A 20521-nucleotide genomic window follows, 5' to 3' on the forward strand; every position below is an offset into this window, starting at 1 on the left:
GTGGTTATCTGGTAAATCATAAAAGAGTTCAACGCTTGATGAAAGTACTCAATTTACAAGCTAAAATGCGACAGAAACGAAAATATTCTTCTCATAAAGGAGACGTTGGCAAGAAAGTAGATAACCTTATTCAACGCCAATTTGAAGCAGCCAAACCAATGGAAAAGTGTTATACGGATGTGACAGAGTTTGCCATTCCAAATAGCACGCAGAAATTGTATTTATCGCCTGTTTTAGATGGCTTTAACAGCGAAATTATTGCTTTTAATCTTTCTTGTTCTCCTAATTTAGAACAAGTAAAAACGATGTTGGAACAGGCCTTCACAGAGAAACACTACGAGAATACGATTCTCCATAGTGATCAAGGCTGGCAATACCAACACGATTCTTATCATCGGTTCCTAGAGAGTAAGGGAATTCAAGCATCTATGTCGCGCAAGGGTAACAGCCCAGACAACGGTATGATGGAGTCCTTCTTTGGCATTCTGAAATCGGAGATGTTTTACGGTTATGAGAAGTCGTTTCAGTCGCTTAAGCAATTGGAACAAGCCATTGTAGACTATATTGATTACTACAACAATAAACGAATTAAGGTAAAACTAAAAGGACTTAGCCCTGTACAATACAGAACTAAATCCTTTGTATAAATTAATTGTCTAACTTTTGGGGGTCAGTACAGAAAAGCTTAATATGATAGGCTTTTTATTTTAATTAACGTACAGTGCGGATACGCATTGTGTTTGTACGTACAGCTTCTCCAAGTGGTACACCAGCTACGATAACGATATCATCACCAGATTGTACAAGACCTGCTTCAACTGCTTTACGTTCAGCAATTTCAAACATATCGTCAGTTGATGATGGAGCATCTGTCAACATTGGGATAACACCCCAGTTCAACATCAATCCACGTTCTGTCAATTCGTCGAATGTCAATGCCAAGATATCAGCATTTGGACGGTATTTAGAGATCAAACGTGCAGTGTGACCTGTCTTAGTAAGAGTTACAACCAATTTAATGTCCATTGAGTTAGTAGCATCTTTAACAGCTGAAGCCATTACTTCTGTCTTAGAGTTACGTTCAAATGAATCTGAGTTCAAGCGACCGTATTCGTTAAGAAGAGTTTGAGCGTTCTTGTCGATTGTAGCCATTGTAGTTACTGACTCAAGTGGGTATTTACCGTTTGCAGACTCACCTGAAAGCATTGTAGCGTCAGTACCGTCGATAACAGCGTTGAATACGTCTGATACTTCTGAACGAGTTGCACGTGGTTTTTCAGTCATTGTTTCAAGCATGTTTGTTGCAGTAATAACAACTTTACCTGCAGCATTAACTTTCTTGATGATCATTTTTTGGTAAACTGGAACCATTTCGAATGGTACTTCGATACCCATGTCACCACGAGCAATCATGATACCATCAGCAGCTTCGATGATTTCATCCAAGTTGTCGATACCTTGTTGGTTTTCGATTTTAGCGAACAATTGAACATGTCCGTTTCCAGTTTCTTCACAGATTGCACGAACTTCGTTCACATCTTTTGCAGTACGTACGAATGAAATAGCGATGAAGTTGATACCTTGTTCAAGACCAAAGCGGATATCATCGTTATCACGTTCAGCAAGTGCTGGGAAAGGAATTTTAGTGTTAGGGATGTTAACACCTTTTTGTTTAGCAATTACGCCATCGTTTTCAACTTCAACTTCAAATTCACGAGTCGCATCATCTTTAGCAACAACGAGAAGACCAAGTTTACCATCGTCAACCAAAACTTGACGACCAACTTCAACATCATCATAGATATCAAGAGCACCAGCAACGTTCAATGCGATTACATCACGAGTTGATTTGATTCCTTGCTTAGTAGCAACACGAATTTTTTCACCAGTTGTGTAAGAGTACTCTTTTGCATCTCCTTCAAACAATTCAGTACGGATTTCTGGTCCTTTAGTATCAAGAAGGAAACCAACTTTTTTACCTGCAAGTTTTTCAGCAAGTTTAACAGTTGCCATACGGTCACCTTGTTCTTGGTGGTCACCGTGTGAGAAGTTGAAACGGAATGTGTTAGCACCAGCTTCAATCAATTTAGCAATGTTTTTAGCTGAAGCTTCAACATCAAGTTTTTCGCCCCAGTATCCGTCATCACCGAATTTTTTACCACCACGGATTTCTACCGCAGGTCCCAAAGTTGCAACGATTTTTACACGTTTGTTCATGATTTTTGTGACTCCTTTATATATGACCTTTTTGGTCTTATTAACTAAATTATAAATTATGACAAGCTCTTATTCAAGCTAGATAGCTCAAGGTCAGCCTTGTGTGGGTTGTTAACCACAATCTTACCATCTGCAGTAAGGCTAAACAATGCTCCTTCTTCTGCAGTTCCAAGAATAGGGTTTTCAACCATTTTCTCGTTACGGATACCAACCGCAACACCACCGATACCTTCTTTAAGAAGTTTAACAGCATGTGCACCCATACGTGATGCCAAAACACGGTCACGCGCAGTTGGAGAACCACCACGTTGAATATGTCCAAGTTCTGTCACACGAAGGTCGCTTGTATCCCCAGCTTCTTTTAGTTTTTGACCAAATTCAGCCGCTGACATCACACCTTCTGCCAAGACGATGATGTTGTGTTTTTTACCACACTCATAACCACATTTAATGCTTTCAACGATATCTTCAATCTTGAATCCTTCTTCAGGAATGATGATTTCATCAGCACCAGTTGCGATACCTGCCCAAAGAGCGATATCACCTGCGTTACGGCCCATAACTTCGATAACAAAAGTACGACGGTGACTTGATGACGTATCACGAATCTTATCGATAGCGTCCATAGCAGTCGTAACCGCTGTATCAAAACCGATTGTAAAGTCAGTACCAACGATATCGTTATCGATTGTACCTGGAAGACCGATAGCTGGGAAGCCATGTTCAGTCAAACGCATAGCACCGTGGTAAGATCCGTCACCACCGATAACAACTACACCTTCAATCCCGTGTTTTTTCAATTGCTCAATCCCTTTAAGTTGCCCTTCAAGTTGAGCGAACTCTGGATAGCGAGCTGAGTGAAGGAAAGTACCACCACGAGAAATGATATCTCCTACTGAAGCTGCATCTAGGGGATGAATTTCACCGGCAACCATACCAGCATATCCATCATAGATACCAAACACTTCCATTCCTTCTGAAATTGCTTGACGAACAACTGCTCGGATGGCAGCGTTCATACCAGGGGCGTCTCCACCACTAGTCAAAACAGCAATACGTTTCATTTGGTTATGCTCCTTTTTCTTTTAACATTCTTACTGATTATACCACATTTACATTGAAAATTCTTCTATTTTCCGTAATTTTAGCGATAAATCGTTTTCATAACGATTTCATTCAATTTCGCCTCTAATTCATCAGATTTAGCTACAAAATGGTTGGGAGAAACAATTGTTCTCTGTTCCTCTTCATACCTGATAATGACTGGGATTGGGCCTTTATACTGGTCTAAAATACGTGACATTTCTTGATCCGAGTCATGATTTTTCACCTGAATCCAAAAGCGCTCAGCAACTGCTTCTCTTATTTCTTGTGCAATCATTTGCAGACGACCGTCACGTGATTGGATTTTTCCTTTTATATAGTAGAAGGCTCCTTCTCTTACTTCCTGTCCAACCTGTCGATATAAATCTGAAAAGAGGGTAACATCCAATTTTTTCTTACTGTCATCCACCTGTAAGAAAGCCATATTTTCACCTTTTTTGGTACGAATTACTTTTATCTTCTGAACTTCAACCAAGATAATAGCATAGCTATTTTCTAACAAATTACTAATAGGAGTAATCGGATAAATAGCCTTGCTTAAAATAGCTTGTAGTGGATGTTTGCTAACGCCTACTCCTAGAAACTCTTGTTCCATGTAGAATTTTTCTTGCTCCGTCCAGTCCTCCGAATCTTGCCAACTATAAATGCTCTCTCCAAATAAGCTTCCTAATACTTTCACAAATTCAAATAGATTAGCTAAATTATTGAATACTTTTTGACGATTTTTTTCAAATGAATCGAAAAGACCAACTTTTACCAAAGGTTCCAGCAAAGGAAGTTTCAAATAATTCTCAGGTAGTTTAGCTAAAAAATCTTCAATATTAGAATAAGGTCTATGTTCAATAATCCAAAGCGCCAAATCCTTGCTGAGCCCCTTAATCGATTTCAAACCTAGATAGATAGACTTGTTGGCAATTTTATCGTGATAGGGAATAGTATTGATGGACAATGGGGCTACTTCAAAACCTGCTTCTAAGGCATCTGTTACATAATCACTATTGGCAGAATTCAACATGACCTGATAAAAAATAGCTGGATAATGTGTTTTGAAATAAGCCAACTGGAAAGCCAAAGCTGAGTAAGCATAGGCGTGAGATCTATTAAATCCATAACCTGCAAACTTCTCCATAACATCAAAAACCTGCTCTGCTTTTTCCGCAGTATGACCAGCTTCTATGGAACCTTGAATAAAGGAAGTCCTCATCTCATGCATAGCAGAGGCATCCTTTTTCCCCATAGCTCGACGCAAAATATCGGCCTTCCCAAGACTAAATCCAGCAAATCGCTGAGCAACCTGCATAACCTGCTCCTGATAGAGCATAATGCCATAAGTTGGAGCCAAAATATCCTCCAGTGCTGAATCTAGAACAGTCACTTCTTCCTGCCCATGCTTTCTTGACACAAAATTATTGATGTAGTCACTTGCACCTGGTCGATTTAGAGAAGTAGTTGCTACGACATCTTCAAAACAGACTGGCTGCACACGCTTGAGTAGGCGAATAGCACCAGGTTGTTCAAATTGAAAGATACCTTTTGTATTGCCAGAAGCAAAAAGAGCTAACGTTTCTTTGTCTTCCAAATCGATTTCTTCTATTTTCAAGTGAATGCCTTCTGTTTCAGCAAGCAACTCTTGCATTTTCTGGACAAAGGTCAAATTTCGTAGCCCCAGAAAATCCATCTTCAAAAGTCCACTCGCTTCGACTCCATGAGCATCATATTGAGTCAGTGGAATTTCGTCACCATGCTTTAGAGGGATGTAATTGGTCAAATCTTGGTCACTGATTACAACACCAGCCGCATGGACAGAGGTTTGTCTTGGATATCCCTCAATCTTGCAGGCAATTTCAAAAGCTTTTTGGTATTCTAACTTACTATTGATTTGCTGACGAAACTGGAGGTTACCTTCATAGGCTGACTTAAGATTATCACGAAAACTGATTTTCTTGGTAATTGCAGATAATTCATACTCTGGCACACCAAAGCGCTTCAAGACATCTCGCAAAGCTTGTTTGGCACCAAAGGTTGAAAAAGTAACGATTTGAGCCGCATGTTTACTGCCGTATTTATTACCAACATATCTGATAAAATCTGGACGATAAATATCTGGGATATCAATATCAATATCAGGCATAGTATAGCGTTCACGATTGAGGAAGCGTTCAAAAATGAGATTCTTCTCCACCGGGTCAATCCCTGTAATATCTAAGGCATAAGAAACCAAGCTGCCTACTGCAGAACCCCGTCCCATTCCCATATAATAGCCATTCGAACGTCCAAAACGCAATAAATCCCAAACAACCAAGAAATAATCATCAAAGCCCATATCATGAATAACAGCCAATTCTTGGTCTAGACGGTCTTGATATTCTTTACCAGTTAACCCCTTCTGAGCAAGCCCCAATTCAGCACGTTCTCTCAATTCTTCTACTGCTGGCCTTGCTGGATTAAAACGAGGCAATTTTAGACTAGTATCCAAGTCGTAAGAAATGCCTGAAATAAGCTTTTCTAAATTGTCCAAGGCTTGCGGAAAACGCTCTTGAAATAATTTCTCTAAAGAATTTGCTGATACAAAGACATCTTGTCGTGAACGCAAGGGAACTTCTCTAAGTGGTAGATTTTCTTTAATCGCTGTTAAGACTTGCAAAACTTCTCTATCCCTGCTTTCAAAGGCATTTACCCGATACAGTGGCAAAATAGGATGATGAAATTCGCTTGCCAGTGTTTCTGGGTAAACCCCAATATAATAATCACAGCCTAGATTTAGCGACTCCAGTCCATCAAAATAAGGCACAATTACAGCAATATGCTCCAGGTACTGAGATAAAACTGACCAATTTTTCTCCCCCTGCATCTTGGCTGTTGAAAGCTTCATCAACTGCTGATAGCCTACACTAGATAGAGCTAAAAAGCGCAGATTCACTTCCTGCTCATCCACTAAAACAGTCATTTCAATCCCTAATAAAGGATGAATGCCGTATTTTTTTGTAACCTCTAGAAAGTCAAAAGCACCATAAAGATTATCGATATCCATCATAGCCAGATGAGTGTATCCGAATTCTTTAGCTGCTCTCACATACTTGTCGATCGAAATGACGCTCTCCATAAAACTATAGACTGTTTTTGTATCTAGTTGTGCGATCAATTTACACTTCTCCTCTATCGTTCTCACTATATTATACCATTTTCTTTAAATTTCTATTACTATTACTGATGCTTTAATATCTAATAACTCAAATCATAGTTGACTAGACGATCCTTGCCCGATTTTCAACAGCATCGCTAATATTTTTGTATTTAAGCTTATCATTTTACATGTTTATTTCATAAGTACTTATTTTTATTTATTATAATTTCTGTTAATTTTTATAGTTTCTTTTCTCTCTATTTTTTGATATAATAACCTTAATATATTTCATAAATAGGAGGTCTTATGCGTTTTAATCAATACAGCTATCTTAAAACTTCATCAACGCAGGCCCTGAATGATTTAGTTTCTTTAGGTTTCAACCTAAAACCTACTGATTCAGAAAAAAAGCAATTTGAGGACTTTATTCGTAAAATTTATTTCACATATCAAAATACAGATTATCCCTTGTCTATACTTTCTTCAGATAAAAAAACTGACTTACTGACATTTTTTCAGTCAGACAAAGAACTGACTGCAGATATTTTCTATACTGTAGCCTTTCAACTTTTAGGTTTTTCTTATTTGGTTGACTTTGAAGACGTTGAGCAATTTCGTCAAGAAACAGAATTTCCTATCAAATATGGTGACTTGATTGAAAATCTCTATCAGTTACTCAATACTCGCACCAAAAAGGGAAACACTCTTATCGACCAACTTGTCAGTGACGGTCTTATTCCTGAGGATAATGACTACCACTACTTTAACGGCAAGAGTTTGGCTACTTTTTCTAGCCATGATGCCATTCGAGAAGTCGTTTACGTTGAGTCTCGTGTCGATACTGACCGAAAAGGGCTACCAGACTTAGTCAAGGTTAGCATTATTCGTCCTCGTTTTGATGGAAAAATCCCTGCTATCATGACAGCCAGTCCCTATCATCAAGGAACAAATGACAAGGCTAGTGACAAGGCTCTCTACAAGATGGAGGGCAATCTCGAGGTTAAACCTGCTCACAAGATTGAGCTAGAGGAACCTCAACTAAATCTCGTCCAACCTCAAGGTCAAGCTGAGCTTGTGTCAGAAACTGAGGAAAAGCTAACGCACATCAACGCTAGCTATACTCTCAACGACTACTTCCTTCCACGAGGTTTTGCCAATCTGTATGTCTCAGGTGTTGGTACCAAAGACTCTACTGGTTTCATGACTAACGGAGACTACCAGCAAATCGAGGCTTATAAAAATGTCATCGATTGGCTTAATGGCCGTTGCCGTGCTTTCACTGACCACACGCGCCAACGTCAAGTCAAGGCTGACTGGTCAAACGGAAAAGTTGCTACAACTGGACTTTCCTATCTAGGTACCATGTCCAATGGTCTTGCGACTACAGGTGTAGATGGTTTAGAGGTTATTATTGCCGAGGCTGGTATTTCTTCGTGGTACAACTACTATCGTGAAAATGGTCTGGTAACCAGCCCAGGCGGTTATCCCGGTGAGGACTTTGACTCCCTTGCTGAACTAACCTACTCTCGTAACCTCTTGGCTGGCGACTATACCCGTGGCAATGAATCTCACCAAGCTGACTTAGAAAAAGTAAAAGAACAACTGGAACGAAAGACCGGCGACTATAACCAGTTTTGGCATGACCGTAACTATCTGCTCAATGCCCATAAGGTAAAAGCAGAGGTTGTCTTTACCCACGGTTCACAGGATTGGAATGTTAAACCACTTCATGTTTATCAGATGTTTCATGCCCTTCCTACTAATATAAATAAGCATCTCTTTTTCCATAATGGCGCCCATGTGTACATGAACAACTGGCAGTCCATTGACTTCCGTGAGTCCATGAACGCCTTATTGACAAAGAAATTACTGGGACAAGATACAGATTTCCAACTTCCTACTGTCATTTGGCAGGACAATACAGCTCCTCAGGCTTGGTTATCACTTGATACCTTCGGTGGGCAAGAAAACTTTGAAACTTTCGCACTTGGTCAAGAAGAGCAAGTTATTCAAAACCTGTACTCAGATAAAGATTTTGAGCGTTATGGTAAGACATACCAGACCTTCAATACAGAACTCTATCAAGGGAAAGTCAATCAGATTACTATTGACCTTCCTATAACCAAAGATCTTCACTTGAACGGTCGTGCTCAGCTCAATCTACGTATCAAATCCAGCACAAACAAGGGGCTCTTATCAGCTCAACTGCTAGAATTTGGACAGAAAAAATACCTACAACCTTATCCAGCTGTTTTAAGTGCTAGAACTATTGACAACGGTCGCTACCATATGTTGGAAAATCTCTGTGAATTGCCTTTTCGTGAAAATACACAACGCGTCGTGACAAAAGGCTACCTCAATTTGCAAAATAGAAATGGTTTACTGTCAGTAGAGGATATTAAGGCAGATGAGTGGATGGATATCCAATTTGAACTGCAACCAACTATTTATAAGTTAAAAGAAGGAGATACTCTTCGTCTAGTCCTCTATACTACTGACTTTGAAATCACAATTCGTGACAATACCGCTTACCACCTGACTGTTGATCTTGAACAGTCTAGTCTTATCCTACCTTGTCAAAAGGTATAATATAACAGAGATTCAGTATGGAAAAATTTCCACTTGAAGAGTCTAACAAAACATAAACTTGGTATCAAATCCACTCTCAAAGAAGGGCTTATGATAATCCCATAACGGGAGCTTGTACAAAAGATACTAACCCCAAAAACCAACATGTGTACTCATTAATAATACTCGCTACCACACCACATGTTGGAAAATCTCTGTGAATTGACATTAATCGTAAATTCACAACAAGTCGTGACAAAAGGCTACCCAAATTGAATGATTTACTGTTAGTAAAGAACACAACAGATATAAAGCCTATTCATCTACATTCAACTAGTGACAAGTTAAAGGAAGGAGATTTTCTCCGTATAGTTCTTTATACTACTGACTTTGAAATCATCATACGTGACAATACCGCTTACCACCCGACTGACATTCTCGTTCAGTCCACGCTTTCTGTACCTTGTACAAGGAGTAACAATTTATGAACAAATCTGAACACCGACACCAACTCATACGAGCTCTTATAACGAAAAACAAGATTCATACTCAAGCTGAGCTACAAGCTCTTCTTGCTGATAACGACATTCAAGTTACACAAGCTACACTTTCGAGAGATATTAAAAGTATGAACCTTTCAAAAGTACGAGAAGAAGACAACTCTTACTACGTGCTCAATACAGGTTCTATCTCAAAATGGGAAAAACGTCTCGAAATTTATATGGAGGATGCTCTTGTCTTGATGCGCCCAGTTCAACATCAAGTCCTACTAAAAACCCTTCCTGGACTTGCTCAATCCTTTGGTTCTATCATTGATGCTTTGAGCTTCCCTGACGCTATCGCTACTCTCTGTGGAGATGATGTCTGTCTCGTCATCTGTGAAGATGCAGAAGCTGCTCAAAAATGCTTTGAAGAATTGAAAAAATTCGCTCCACCATTTTTCTTTGAAGAATAAGAAAATTCCGTGTCTGATGTGGCACGGAATTTTGTTATATTCTTTACTGAGATGGATTCTCTTTTTTAGTTCGTGCTAATCTCAGGGCACGATTTGGATTGAGACGATTAAACAGTTCTTCCAATTTCTTTTCATTCCAAACGTCTGCGGCGGAAACAAAGTTGCCATCCGCATCTCGGAAAGATATCGGTTTATCTCCCATATCAGTCTCCTAGTCTACAAATTCAAACTCAAACTTACCAATGCGGACCAAATCACCATCTTTAGCTCCACGCTCACGAAGGGCTTCATCAACCCCCATGCCCCGTAGCTGGCGAGCAAATTTCATGACCGATTCGTCACGATCAAAGTTGGTCATATTAAAGAGTTTCATGAGTTTTTCACCAGAAAGCACCCATGTCGCATCGTCATCACGACTAATTTCAAAGGCTTTTTCTTCCTCGTCAAATCCATAGTAAACTTCTTCTTCCATATCTGACTCGTCGTAGAGCAAGAATTCTGGTGTCTTGTCTAGCAATTCAGCTGTAGCATCCAAGAGCGTTGCCAGACCTTGCTTGGTCAAACCAGAAATTGGGAAGATAGCTGGTAACTCTTCAAATTCATCATAATTTTCAGCTAATTTCTTCTTGAATTCTTCAAGATTTTCCTGACTCTCAGGCATATCCATCTTATTGGCTACGATAATCTGTGGACGCTCCATGAGACGAAGATTGTATGACTCCAACTCCTTATTGATAGCTAGGTAGTCCTCATAAGGATCACGGCCTTCGCTAGCTGACATATCAATAATATGAAGGATGACACGTGTACGCTCGATGTGACGGAGGAACTGAGTTCCCAGACCAACTCCTTGACTAGCCCCTTCAATCAAACCTGGTAAATCAGCTACTGCAAAGGATTCACCTGATTGGGTACGAACCATACCTAGATTTGGCACAATGGTCGTAAAGTGGTAGGCACCAATTTTAGGTTTAGCTGAGGTAATAACACTTAAAAGTGTTGATTTCCCAACAGATGGGAATCCAACTAAACCAACATCAGCCAAGATTTTTAGTTCCAATTGTAACTCACGTTCCTGACCTGGTTCTCCATTTTCAGAGATTTCCGGTGCAGGATTTTTTGGTGTTGCAAAGCGGATATTTCCACGTCCACCACGACCACCGTGGGCAACGATAAATTCTTGACCGTGTTCAATCAAATCTGTCAAGACCTTGCCTGTCTCAGCATCACGCACAGTCGTACCTTGTGGTACTCGAACTCTAAGGTCCTCAGCACCACGACCATGCATCCCTTTGGTCATTCCTTTCTCACCAGAATCAGCCTTGAAATGGCGATTATAGCGGAAATCCATGAGAGTACGTAGACCTTCGTCTACAACGAAGACTACATTACCTCCACGACCACCGTCACCACCCCAAGGACCGCCATTAGGGACATATTTTTCACGGCGAAAGGCAACCATACCATCGCCACCATTACCAGCCTTGACCTTGATCTTGGCTGTATCTAAAAACATACTCATTTTTTTCTTCTCACTTTAAAAAAGGGCTGGGAAATCCCAGTCACAAAATTTTCTTGAATCTATTTTATAGATTACTGAGGGCACCAATTGCAGTTGCAAAAATACCCAAAATACTTGCTACTAACATGATAAGTACGATAAGCAAGGTTAATTTCTCAAACATAGTTTTTTTACGTTTTCCATTATCTCCAAATGCCATTTTTATCTCCTTCGTTACATTCTATTTTCTATTATCTTAGCATGAATTTAGCTAGTTTTCAATAGTCACTTGCTACCGGCGCAATAATCCATAAAATGATATAAGCTACAATTCCTGCCCCATAACAAAATGCAAGAACACCCCATATTACGCGAACGATAGTTGGATCCATATCAAGATAATGGGCCACTCCGGCACAAACACCCGCAATCTTTTTATCAAGACCACTTCTCATTAATTGTTTTTTCATGGCTGTTCCTCTTTCTATTCCTCATGGTCTTTCCAATAATCTCTTATGCTGATTAACTGCGTTTTTGAAGCCTTCAGCATGCGTCTAGAGCCTTTTACGGGCACAGCGACCACCTTTTGCGGAAGATACAAAACTGTCTTAAAGATACGCTGGCTGACCGTATCATCTTTGGCTAAATCTTTCTGGAAGTTATTTGAAATGATGGCATCCAGATAAAACTCATGCACTCGTTTTCCAAAGTTCTCAGCTGAAATCTCGTACAACTTCTCTGATAAGGTATGCTCATCCATATCTGGCGTTGCAATCAGGGCCTCCAAAATAGCTCCGGCCAAATCATGTTCCCCATAGTACAAGGTTCCAAACATTTTATCACTGATAAGATTGTCCAGATAAGGATTTCCGTGAGCAATGACAGGCGTCCCACTAGCTAAGCTTTCCAAGTAAGTTAAACCTTGCGTTTCACTTGTTGAGGCCGAGATGAAGAAATCTGCCGCCTTATAGTAAAGAGCGGTCTCACTAGGAGCAATCATCCCTGTAAAGACAACAGAGTCTTGAATCTCTAGTTTCTGGGCTTGCTCTTTGAGATCATCCAGATAAGGTCCATCCCCAGCAACTACCAGTTTAACCTTGTCTTCCTCTTTCAGAACTTCTGCAAAGGATGCTAGTACTGCCTGAATATTTTTTTCATAGGAAATTCTGGAAAGGCTAAGCAACATCTTTTCATCATCTTGAATCCCTAGTTTACTACGTAGTTCTTTCAGATTTTCTTGCTTGATTTCTGGACGTTCAAACTTGGCTAATTCAATCCCAGTAGGAATAACACGTTTTTCAACCTTGACTTTATAGTCAGATAGCAAGTCTCGGACAATCTCACTCGGGCAAATCACCCCATCCACATCATGCAGGAAACCTCTTACTAAGTACTTGACCATACTAGGACGAATCAACATCCCCTTGGCAATATAATGTACATAGTCTTCGTATTGGGTGTGATAGGTATGGATGACTGGAATCTTCAATTCACGTGCAATCCAAATCCCCAACAGACCAAGAGAAAATTCTGTCTGAGTATGGATAATATCCAGTTGATATTGTTTAGCAATTTCAAGCGCCTTGCTGAAACCTCGATAGGCAAAGCGACGATCTTTAAAAGCAAAGAAAGGAACACTTGGAATGCGGATAATTTGCCAATCTTCATAACGATTGACATCCTTATCTGTCGTTGTAAAGATAAAAACAGCATGTCCCTGCTTTTCAAGTTCGGTTTTCAAGGTTCGAATACTGGTCGCAACACCTGAAACCTGAGGAAAATAGGTATCTGTAAATAAACCAATTCGCATAGATTACCTCACTTTTTACTTTCTCCCTAAAGCGGCTTGTTTCTCATAAAAGTCCAACCAGATTTGTAACAGATGCTCTTCAGAATACTCTCTAGAAATATTCTTAGCTTTTTCTTTCAAATCTTTTAAAGCAGCAGGATTCGCTTGATATTCCAGAATAGCTTCTTTCATCTCTTCTCTATCTGCTGTAGCCCGATAATCTCCCTCCAAAATTACCTTATAAAGATCTAAATCACGCAACATAATCGGAGCTTCACAACTGGCAGCCTCTAAAATCGTCATCGGAAAGAGCTCATTATAACTAGGCAACAAGAAAAGATTCGCTAGGGCATACAATTCGCGCATCCGCTCTGGCGATACAATACCTGGAAAAATCAAATTTTTAGGTGGATTCTCCATGATTTTCTTGTAACGTTCATAACCATCTGTCATACCACCAAAAGAGAAACCACCTGCCCAGATAAAGGTAATTTGCGGCAATTCCTCAGCCAGACGGATAAAATCGTCAATCCCTTTGCGTTTCTGAACTTGACCAGCACCTACTACGATAAACTGATTGTTACTAAGACCTAGCTCTGTACGCAGTCTCGCTACCTCTTCTTGCGGAAGAGGATGCCATTTTTCCTTGTTTACAAAGTTAGGAATATAGGTAACTTTTTCACGTGGAATACCAGCTGCCACCAAATCCTCGATAAACATAGGATTGACCACCACCAAGTGCTCCATCCGGTTGTAAAAAGAAAATACATAGCGTTTCACAATTCCCTTTAAGAAAAATGGAATTTTCAAACTCCCCTCAAGTGTATCAGGCAAGAAGTGCACATAGCCAATTTTCCTTCCTGATCGTTTCTTCTGGAATGTTGATAAATAATAGGGGAGATCAATTGTATGAAAGTGAGTCACATCTGCCTCTATTGGAAGATTTTCTGTAACAATCAATTGGTCCTTGGCATCACGATGAAGAAGACGAACTAATTCACGGTAAGCACCTGAAACTCCTTGTCCTGCTACTTTCTCACTTGAACTCAACATATTGATGCGTAATTTCTTTTTTTCCATAGCTACTATTATATCATTTTCTTTGAATAAAATCAGCAAAATAAAGGAGAGACTAGAGGAAAAGAGGGGTAAATTTCCTTATTTTCCAATAATCTCTCACATGCTTTTATATGTTTACTTAATGCCTAGGGCAATGCGTGCATAGCGACTCATTTTTTCAACGGTCCAGGCTGGATACCAAACTAATTTAACCTCAGTATCCGTTACCTCTGGCACCTCTGTCATGGCATCATAAATCTGGTCCGTCAAAAGGTCAGCTAGGGGACAACCCATAGTTGTCAAAGTCATATCAATCTCTGTTTGCCCTGTGTCGCCGTCAAAACGAATCTCATAAATCAAACCAAGATTGACAATATCGATTCCCAACTCAGGGTCAATCACTTCTTCCAAGGCTGATAAAATCCGTGTTTTGATATTTTCAATTTGCTCTTCTGTATAAGCCATATTCATCCTCACTCTTAGTCTTCAATAAAATCACGAAGCGGTTTGCTGCGACTTGGTTGGCGTAGTTTTCTCAAAGCTTTAGCCTCAATCTGACGGATACGCTCGCGAGTCACGTTAAAGACTTTACCAACATCTTCAAGGGTACGCATTTTACCATCATCTAGCCCAAAACGCAGACGCAAAACATTTTCTTCACGGTCTGTAAGAGTATCCAAGACCTCATCCAACTGCTCACGCAAGACAATACGAGTTGTATAGTCCACTGGATTTTCAATCACTTCATCTTCGATAAAGTCCCCAAGGTGGCTATCATCCTCTTCACCGATTGGAGTTTCAAGGGATACCGGTTCTTGGGCAATCTTCAAGATTTCACGAACCTTATCAGGTGTCATATCCATTCGTTCAGCGATTTGTTCTGGTGTTGGATCTTGCCCCAATTCTTGAAGAAGGTTACGCTGTTCACGAACAAGCTTGTTAATCGTTTCAACCATGTGGACTGGGATACGAATAGTACGAGCTTGATCCGCAATAGCACGAGTGATAGCCTGACGAATCCACCAAGTTGCGTAAGTTGAAAACTTGAACCCTTTAGAATAATCAAACTTGTCAACCGCCTTCATCAAGCCCATATTTCCTTCTTGAATCAAGTCAAGGAACTGCATACCACGACCAACATAGCGTTTAGCAATAGAAACAACCAAACGAAGGTTGGCTTCCGCAAGACGTTGTTTGGCTTCGATATCACCAGCTTCAACAGCAAGCGCCAATTCTTTTTCCTCTTCATTGGTCAAGAGAGGTACGACCCCGATTTCTTTCAAGTACATACGGACAGGGTCATTAACCTTAGCCGAAGTTGAACCAATCAAGTCCTCATCACTGAGTTCTGGCTCTTCTTCAGTGCTAAGAACACGCGCACTTGGATTTCCTTCGTTATCTGTGATAGAAATCCCTGCATCCTGAATTCGTTGCAAGAGATCTTCAATCCCATCAGCATCCAAGGTAAAAGGAATCACCAGACTTGCATTAATTTCATCATCAGTTGCTGTCCCTTTTTGTTTATGATTACGGATAAATTCTGCTACTTGTACATCAAATGTTGTTACTTCTTTTTGTTTTGTTGCCATTATTACTCCATTCTTCTCTTTTGGGAAATTAAACGTTCCAATTCTTCTAGGGCTGTGTCTGTATCTCCTACATGGCTCGCTTCCTGCACCTTCTTTTTGATTCTCATATTGTCCTGATTCAAGAGAGCCTTGTTTCGAGTCATTTCTACTTCACTAAGTTCCTGAGGTGACATCTCAGCAGGCAAATCCTGAGCTAAGACTTGGTACCAAGCTCTTTCAACTTCATCTGTCTGTTCTGCTAAAACTTCCGGAGGAAGATTTCCATACTGGCCAAGCAAGTCATATAAGACCTGAAATTCAGGTGTGTCAAATGCAAAGTCTTCCCTTAAACGGTAATCGTTCAAAACAAGAGGAGATTCCATCATTCGATAAAGTAGATGAGCTTCTGCTCTCATAATAGCTGATAACTGCTTGGTGACAGGCATAGTGATTGACGTCGGTCTGGAAATACCTTCCATGCGATTCTGCCTTTGTGCCTGACGACTCTCATTAACAATCTGCTCAATCTGGGCATAATCAAAGGACGCCAGACTGTCAGCTAAAATATGTATATAGCTGTTTTGAGCAGTAATAGATTTTTCTTGAACAATCAAGGGAGCTATTTTTTCAATAAACTCAATCTGAGCCTGCAAATTTTCACTATTTTCAGGTTTGTACTGGTGAATGTAAAACTCAATCGGACTAATACGAGTTTTCGTTAATAGATAGGCCAAGTCTTCTGGACCATTTTTTTGTAGATACTCATCTGGATCCAAGTTATCAGGCATGCTGACAATTTGCACAGGTATATCACCAATTTCATCCAGTGCTTTCAATGTCGCAGCTTGCCCAGCCTTATCGCCATCGTATACCAGAACCAACTTCTTGGTTAACCTTTTCAGATGCTCAACATGCTCACGGCTCAAGGCTGTTCCCATGGACGCCACAGCGTTTTCGATTCCAGCCCGATAGGCTGCAATGACATCCATGAATCCTTCCATCAGGTAAATCTCACTGGTTTTGCCAGAAGATTTTTTTGCCCTATCCATATGATATAATTCGTAACTTTTGTTAAAAATTGCAGTCGATCGGCTATTTTTATACTTAGAAGTTTGTGAATCCGTTTTCTGCCAGATACGACCTGAGAAGGCAATGACCTTGCCCTGGTCATTTGTCAGGGGAAACATGATCCGATTGTGAAATGTATCTACAAATTGATTAGCATCCGAGAGATAAAACAATCCTGAATCTAGAAAATCCTCTTCACGATACTGACCAGACAAACGTTGATAAAGATAGTTGCGTTCTGGAGGTGCTAAACCAATCCGAAAATGTTTGAGCACTTCATCTGTCAAACCACGCTGATAAAGGTAGTTTCTGGCCTCTTCTCCCATAGTCGTTGTCATGAGAATAGCATGGTAAAATTTGGCAGCATCTTCGTGCATATCATAAAGAGCTTGGTGAGGCGAAACTGGCTTATGTTCACTATAAAGCGGCTTTTCAACCTCAATCCCAACACGCTGACCTAAGATTTGGACAGCCTCCATAAAGGGAACCCCTTGGTACTCCTCGATGAACTTAAAGACGTCACCTGATCGACCACAACCAAAACAGTGGTAAAACTGTTTGTCCTCTACAACGTTGAAAGAAGGTGTTTTTTCACCATGAAAAGGACAGAGCCCTAGATAGTTCCGTCCTGCCTTTTGTAAAGAAATCACATCTCCTATGACTTCCACAATGTTGGCATTGTTTTTGATTTCTTCAATGACTTGTTTGTCAACCATACACAATACCTCCATGTTATCATAGTTTACTTTATATAGTATACTTTATTTCAGAAAAAAAGTAAACCATTTCACTCATTTTCCCTACTTTATTCAAAGAGTTGATAATAATCAGAGATTTTCATTTTTGCTTTTTCTTCTTGGTTCAAATCTTGGATAATTCGTCCTTCTTTCATGACAATCAAGCGATTGCCATATTTGAGAGCATCTTCCATATGGTGGGTAATCATAAGCGCTGTCAGCTGATCTTTCTTGACAAATTCATCTGTCAACTCCATGAGTGCGACACTGGTCTTTGGATCAAGGGCTGCAGTATGCTCGTCTAACAAGAGTAATTCTGGACGCTTCAAGGTTGCCATCAAGAGACTCAAAGCCTGTCTTTGTCCACCAGATAAGAACTCAATTGGTGTATTCAAGTGTTTCTCAAGACCGTTTCCCACTTTTTCAATAGTTGCCTGAAACTCATCCTTATAGCTAGCCAGACGTCTCGGAAACAGTCCACGCTTTTCACCACGAAACTTGGCAATCAAAAGATTTTCAGCGACCGTCATACGAGGAGCTGTCCCCATCTTGGGATCTTGGAAGACTCGAGACAGATACTTAGCTCGCTTTTCTGGCGAAAACTTGGTAACATCTTCACCCAAAATACGGATGGTTCCACTGGTTAAGGATAAGGTTCCTGCAATAGTGTTAAAGAGGGTTGATTTCCCAGCTCCATTTCCACCTAAAATCGTGATGAAATCCTGTTCAAAAATTTCTAAGGAAACATCATTTAAAATAATCTTTTCTTCATCAAAGCCATTTTTAACGACTTTGGTTGCATTTTTTAATTCTACAATTGCTGTCATTTGCTTAATTTGGCTCCTTTCAAGATTGTTTGCTTAAATGTTGGAATCATGAGGCAGACTGCTAAAATCACGGCACTGTACAAACGAAGGTAACTTGTATTAAAGCCAAGCGCAATAACTGCCCACACTAAAAATTGATAGGCGATAGAACCTACAACGATGGTAATCAGACGTTCTGCCAAGCTCAAACTCTTGAAGATAACTTCTCCAATAATCAAACTTGCAAGCCCCACAACGATCACCCCGATTCCTCGAGATACATCGGCATAGCCTTCTTGCTGGGCAATAAGAGCCCCTGCAAGGGCAATCACACCATTTGATAAGACCAAGCCCATGAGCTCCATGCGTCCAGTATGAATCCCGAAACTTCTAGCCATATCAGGATTGTCACCTGTAGCAATATAGGCTTGTCCGAGTTTGGTATCCAAGAAAAAGAGCATGAGAGCAATAACAAGACTGACAAAGATGAGACCTGTCAAGAGTTGGTTCAAATCTGAATCAAAAGGCAAAACATCCTGGATTTGCTTGGTTCCAAGCAATCCTAAATTTGCACGTCCCATAATCAAGAGCATGATAGAGTGACAGGAAGTCATCACCAAAATCCCTGAGAGCAAGGTTGGAATCTTCCCTTTTGTATAAAGAAGACCTGCTGCCATTCCAGCCAAACAACCTGCTCCTACAGCAACAAGTGTCGCTAAAAAGGGATTTACACCTTTGGTTATCAGAGTGACAGCAACAGCTCCCCCAAGAGGGAAGGAACCTTCTGTTGTCATATCTGGAAAGTTTAAAATCCTAAATGTCATAAAGATTCCCAGACCTAAAATAGCCCAGACAAATCCTTGAGAAATAATAGATAATATCATCTGTTTCTTAACCTTTTCTATATGATTTCTATTGTAAAAAATTGGAGGAGATGTCCCCAACTCCTCCATTTTAGATTATTCAATCACTTGTCCTGCTTCTTTGAGAACAGACTCAGGAATAGTAATACCTAACTCTTGTGCCAATTTTTTATTGATAACTGATTTACCAGTTGAAAAGACATTGACTGGTGTATCAGCTGGTTTTGCACCTTTCAAAACTTGAGCAATCATTTTGCCAGTTGCCACACCAAGATCATGTTGGTCAACTACAACGGATGCCAAACCACCTGCTTCTACCATGGCAGTTGCACTTGGGTAGATTGGTTTTTTAGCTGATTGGTTGCTTGATACAACAGTTGAGAAGGCTGAAGCAATAGTGTTATCAATTGGAACCCAGATAGCATCAACCTTGCTAGTCATAACGTTAACTGTTGAAGCAATTTCATTTGTTGAAGGAACTGCAAATGTTTCTACTGTCAAACCTGCTTTTTCAGCATAAGCCTTAAATTCTTCTACCTGTGTTTTTGAATTGTCTTCGCTGCTTGAGTAAAGAGCTCCGATAGTTTTCACATTTGGTGTCAGAGCCTTGATGAGTTCAACTTGTTGTTGAGCTGGATTGTGGTCAGATACCCCTGTAATATTGCCACCTGGTTTTTTCAAATCTTTAACCAAGTTCGCACCGATTGGGTCTGTAATAGCAGCCATGATAACAGGTAGGTCTTTTGTTGCACTAGCCAGACCTTGAGCAGCTGGTGTTGCGATACCAACTACCAAGTCATTATCGTTTGCAACCAATTGTTTACTCATTGTCGCAACCTTACTTTGGTCACCTTCTGAGTTCATAAAGTCAATCTTCAACTGGTCATCTTTATAACCTTCTTCTGCAAGTCCATCTTGAATCCCTTTATAAATCAAGTCAAGAGATGGATGGCTCACAAACTGAAGGACACCAACTTTGGCAACTTTCTTTTCATTCTTAGCTTCTGGTTTATTCATTGAAGAGTAAATCAAGCTTCCTGCTACTAAGACTGCTAATGCAGCGATAATTCCAATTAAACGTTTATTTTTCATTCTATTTCTCCTTTTTATTCCTTTAAAATACTTCACTTATACAAACAAGCGACGCCATCGTTTTCTTTCC

The 20521-nt window shown here is 40.1% G+C and carries 18 protein-coding genes and 1 pseudogene; 4 read left to right on the plus strand and 15 right to left on the minus strand.

All coding sequences use genetic code 11. From position 1 onward, the window contains the following. Nucleotides 1–647: IS3 family transposase (locus B7692_RS02870; protein ID WP_142360018.1), on the plus strand; the 647-nt coding region annotated here is incomplete at its 5' end. A 64-nt stretch (nucleotides 648–711) separates the two neighbouring features. Here the strand turns inward: B7692_RS02870 and pyk are convergent. The 3 genes from pyk to B7692_RS02885 form a co-directional block, all read right to left on the minus strand. Further along, nucleotides 712–2217 carry a pyruvate kinase gene (gene pyk / locus B7692_RS02875; RefSeq protein WP_060628431.1) on the minus strand — a complete coding sequence of 502 codons (1506 nt, stop codon included), beginning with the start codon at nucleotides 2215–2217 and terminating at the stop codon, nucleotides 712–714. Nucleotides 2218–2273: 56 nt separating this feature from the next. Beyond that, nucleotides 2274–3281, minus strand: coding sequence for a 6-phosphofructokinase (gene pfkA, locus B7692_RS02880; RefSeq protein ID WP_000820863.1), 1008 nt, complete (start codon nucleotides 3279–3281; stop codon nucleotides 2274–2276). A gap of 80 nt (nucleotides 3282–3361) precedes the next feature. Then, on the minus strand, nucleotides 3362–6463 hold the full coding sequence (locus B7692_RS02885) for a DNA polymerase III subunit alpha (protein WP_192855466.1): 3102 nt from the start codon (nucleotides 6461–6463) through the stop codon (nucleotides 3362–3364). Between the two features lie 288 nt (nucleotides 6464–6751). On the opposite strand from B7692_RS02885, the gene B7692_RS02890 reads away from it, so the two are divergent. The 3 genes and pseudogenes from B7692_RS02890 (at nucleotide 6752) to B7692_RS02895 (ending at nucleotide 9968) form a co-directional block, all read left to right on the plus strand. Beyond that, complete coding sequence (locus B7692_RS02890) at nucleotides 6752–9034, plus strand: Xaa-Pro dipeptidyl-peptidase (RefSeq protein ID WP_084929846.1); 2283 nt, start codon at nucleotides 6752–6754, stop codon at nucleotides 9032–9034. A gap of 174 nt (nucleotides 9035–9208) precedes the next feature. Then, nucleotides 9209–9501: pseudogene (locus tag B7692_RS11405) on the plus strand (Xaa-Pro dipeptidyl-peptidase); the annotation flags it as partial. After that, nucleotides 9498–9968 (plus strand): arginine repressor, encoded by a 471-nt coding sequence (locus tag B7692_RS02895; protein WP_084929847.1) that lies wholly within the window; start codon nucleotides 9498–9500, stop codon nucleotides 9966–9968. The pseudogene B7692_RS11405 and the gene B7692_RS02895, both read left to right, overlap by 4 nt. A 43-nt stretch (nucleotides 9969–10011) precedes the next feature. Here B7692_RS02895 and B7692_RS02900 read toward each other — a convergent pair whose 3' ends face one another. From B7692_RS02900 to trpX, 12 genes are all read right to left on the minus strand, one after another. Then, nucleotides 10012–10170 carry a hypothetical protein gene (locus B7692_RS02900; protein WP_001808548.1) on the minus strand — a complete coding sequence of 53 codons (159 nt, stop codon included), beginning with the start codon at nucleotides 10168–10170 and terminating at the stop codon, nucleotides 10012–10014. 9 nt (nucleotides 10171–10179) lie between these two features. Continuing rightward, nucleotides 10180–11490: a GTPase ObgE gene (obgE, locus tag B7692_RS02905; protein WP_084926409.1), complete on the minus strand. Its 1311-nt coding sequence runs from the start codon at nucleotides 11488–11490 to the stop codon at nucleotides 10180–10182. Nucleotides 11491–11554: 64 nt separating this feature from the next. Further along, entirely contained in the window at nucleotides 11555–11689 is a 135-nt protein-coding gene (locus B7692_RS02910) for a DUF4044 domain-containing protein (RefSeq protein WP_000863852.1), read from the minus strand. Between the two features lie 58 nt (nucleotides 11690–11747). Then, nucleotides 11748–11924, minus strand: coding sequence for a PspC domain-containing protein (locus B7692_RS02915; RefSeq protein WP_084929897.1), 177 nt, complete (start codon nucleotides 11922–11924; stop codon nucleotides 11748–11750). A gap of 29 nt (nucleotides 11925–11953) precedes the next feature. Beyond that, nucleotides 11954–13279, minus strand: a complete 1326-nt coding sequence (locus B7692_RS02920) for a glycosyltransferase family 4 protein (protein ID WP_084929848.1) — start codon at nucleotides 13277–13279, stop codon at nucleotides 11954–11956. A gap of 15 nt (nucleotides 13280–13294) precedes the next feature. After that, nucleotides 13295–14338: an alpha-galactosylglucosyldiacylglycerol synthase gene (gene cpoA, locus B7692_RS02925; protein ID WP_192855467.1), complete on the minus strand. Its 1044-nt coding sequence runs from the start codon at nucleotides 14336–14338 to the stop codon at nucleotides 13295–13297. Nucleotides 14339–14452: 114 nt separating this feature from the next. Beyond that, complete coding sequence (locus B7692_RS02930) at nucleotides 14453–14782, minus strand: metal-sulfur cluster assembly factor (RefSeq protein WP_000331925.1); 330 nt, start codon at nucleotides 14780–14782, stop codon at nucleotides 14453–14455. 14 nt (nucleotides 14783–14796) lie between these two features. Beyond that, nucleotides 14797–15906, minus strand: a complete 1110-nt coding sequence (rpoD, locus tag B7692_RS02935; protein ID WP_000201903.1) for an RNA polymerase sigma factor RpoD — start codon at nucleotides 15904–15906, stop codon at nucleotides 14797–14799. Between the two features lie 2 nt (nucleotides 15907–15908). Continuing rightward, on the minus strand, nucleotides 15909–17669 hold the full coding sequence (dnaG, locus tag B7692_RS02940; protein ID WP_049516625.1) for a DNA primase: 1761 nt from the start codon (nucleotides 17667–17669) through the stop codon (nucleotides 15909–15911). An 89-nt stretch (nucleotides 17670–17758) separates the two neighbouring features. Further along, nucleotides 17759–18517 (minus strand): ABC transporter ATP-binding protein, encoded by a 759-nt coding sequence (locus B7692_RS02945; protein WP_020901797.1) that lies wholly within the window; start codon nucleotides 18515–18517, stop codon nucleotides 17759–17761. Then, entirely contained in the window at nucleotides 18514–19380 is an 867-nt protein-coding gene (locus B7692_RS02950) for an ABC transporter permease (protein WP_004254625.1), read from the minus strand. The genes B7692_RS02945 and B7692_RS02950 overlap by 4 nt, the downstream gene beginning before the upstream one ends. A gap of 75 nt (nucleotides 19381–19455) precedes the next feature. Beyond that, a complete protein-coding gene (gene trpX / locus B7692_RS02955) occupies nucleotides 19456–20451 on the minus strand; it encodes a tryptophan ABC transporter substrate-binding protein (RefSeq protein WP_084929849.1) in 996 nt (331 codons plus the stop codon). Nucleotides 20452–20521 lie beyond the last annotated feature (70 nt).

This window comes from Streptococcus mitis, assembly GCF_002096925.1.
GTDB lineage: Bacteria > Bacillota > Bacilli > Lactobacillales > Streptococcaceae > Streptococcus > Streptococcus mitis_AF.

What these genes read in the sequence shown, in the direction of transcription:
- pyk (WP_060628431.1), bottom strand. Translation starts at nt 2,217, where the DNA reads ATGAACAAACGTGTAAAAATCGTTGCAACTTTGGGACCTGCGGTAGAA.
- pfkA (WP_000820863.1), bottom strand. Translation starts at nt 3,281, where the DNA reads ATGAAACGTATTGCTGTTTTGACTAGTGGTGGAGACGCCCCTGGTATG.
- B7692_RS02890 (WP_084929846.1), top strand. Translation starts at nt 6,752, where the DNA reads ATGCGTTTTAATCAATACAGCTATCTTAAAACTTCATCAACGCAGGCC.
- B7692_RS02895 (WP_084929847.1), top strand. Translation starts at nt 9,498, where the DNA reads ATGAACAAATCTGAACACCGACACCAACTCATACGAGCTCTTATAACG.
- B7692_RS02900 (WP_001808548.1), bottom strand. Translation starts at nt 10,170, where the DNA reads ATGGGAGATAAACCGATATCTTTCCGAGATGCGGATGGCAACTTTGTT.
- obgE (WP_084926409.1), bottom strand. Translation starts at nt 11,490, where the DNA reads ATGAGTATGTTTTTAGATACAGCCAAGATCAAGGTCAAGGCTGGTAAT.
- B7692_RS02910 (WP_000863852.1), bottom strand. Translation starts at nt 11,689, where the DNA reads ATGGCATTTGGAGATAATGGAAAACGTAAAAAAACTATGTTTGAGAAA.
- B7692_RS02915 (WP_084929897.1), bottom strand. Translation starts at nt 11,924, where the DNA reads ATGAGAAGTGGTCTTGATAAAAAGATTGCGGGTGTTTGTGCCGGAGTG.
- B7692_RS02920 (WP_084929848.1), bottom strand. Translation starts at nt 13,279, where the DNA reads ATGCGAATTGGTTTATTTACAGATACCTATTTTCCTCAGGTTTCAGGT.
- cpoA (WP_192855467.1), bottom strand. Translation starts at nt 14,338, where the DNA reads ATGGAAAAAAAGAAATTACGCATCAATATGTTGAGTTCAAGTGAGAAA.
- B7692_RS02930 (WP_000331925.1), bottom strand. Translation starts at nt 14,782, where the DNA reads ATGGCTTATACAGAAGAGCAAATTGAAAATATCAAAACACGGATTTTA.
- rpoD (WP_000201903.1), bottom strand. Translation starts at nt 15,906, where the DNA reads ATGGCAACAAAACAAAAAGAAGTAACAACATTTGATGTACAAGTAGCA.
- dnaG (WP_049516625.1), bottom strand. Translation starts at nt 17,669, where the DNA reads ATGGTTGACAAACAAGTCATTGAAGAAATCAAAAACAATGCCAACATT.
- B7692_RS02945 (WP_020901797.1), bottom strand. Translation starts at nt 18,517, where the DNA reads ATGACAGCAATTGTAGAATTAAAAAATGCAACCAAAGTCGTTAAAAAT.
- B7692_RS02950 (WP_004254625.1), bottom strand. Translation starts at nt 19,380, where the DNA reads ATGATATTATCTATTATTTCTCAAGGATTTGTCTGGGCTATTTTAGGT.
- trpX (WP_084929849.1), bottom strand. Translation starts at nt 20,451, where the DNA reads ATGAAAAATAAACGTTTAATTGGAATTATCGCTGCATTAGCAGTCTTA.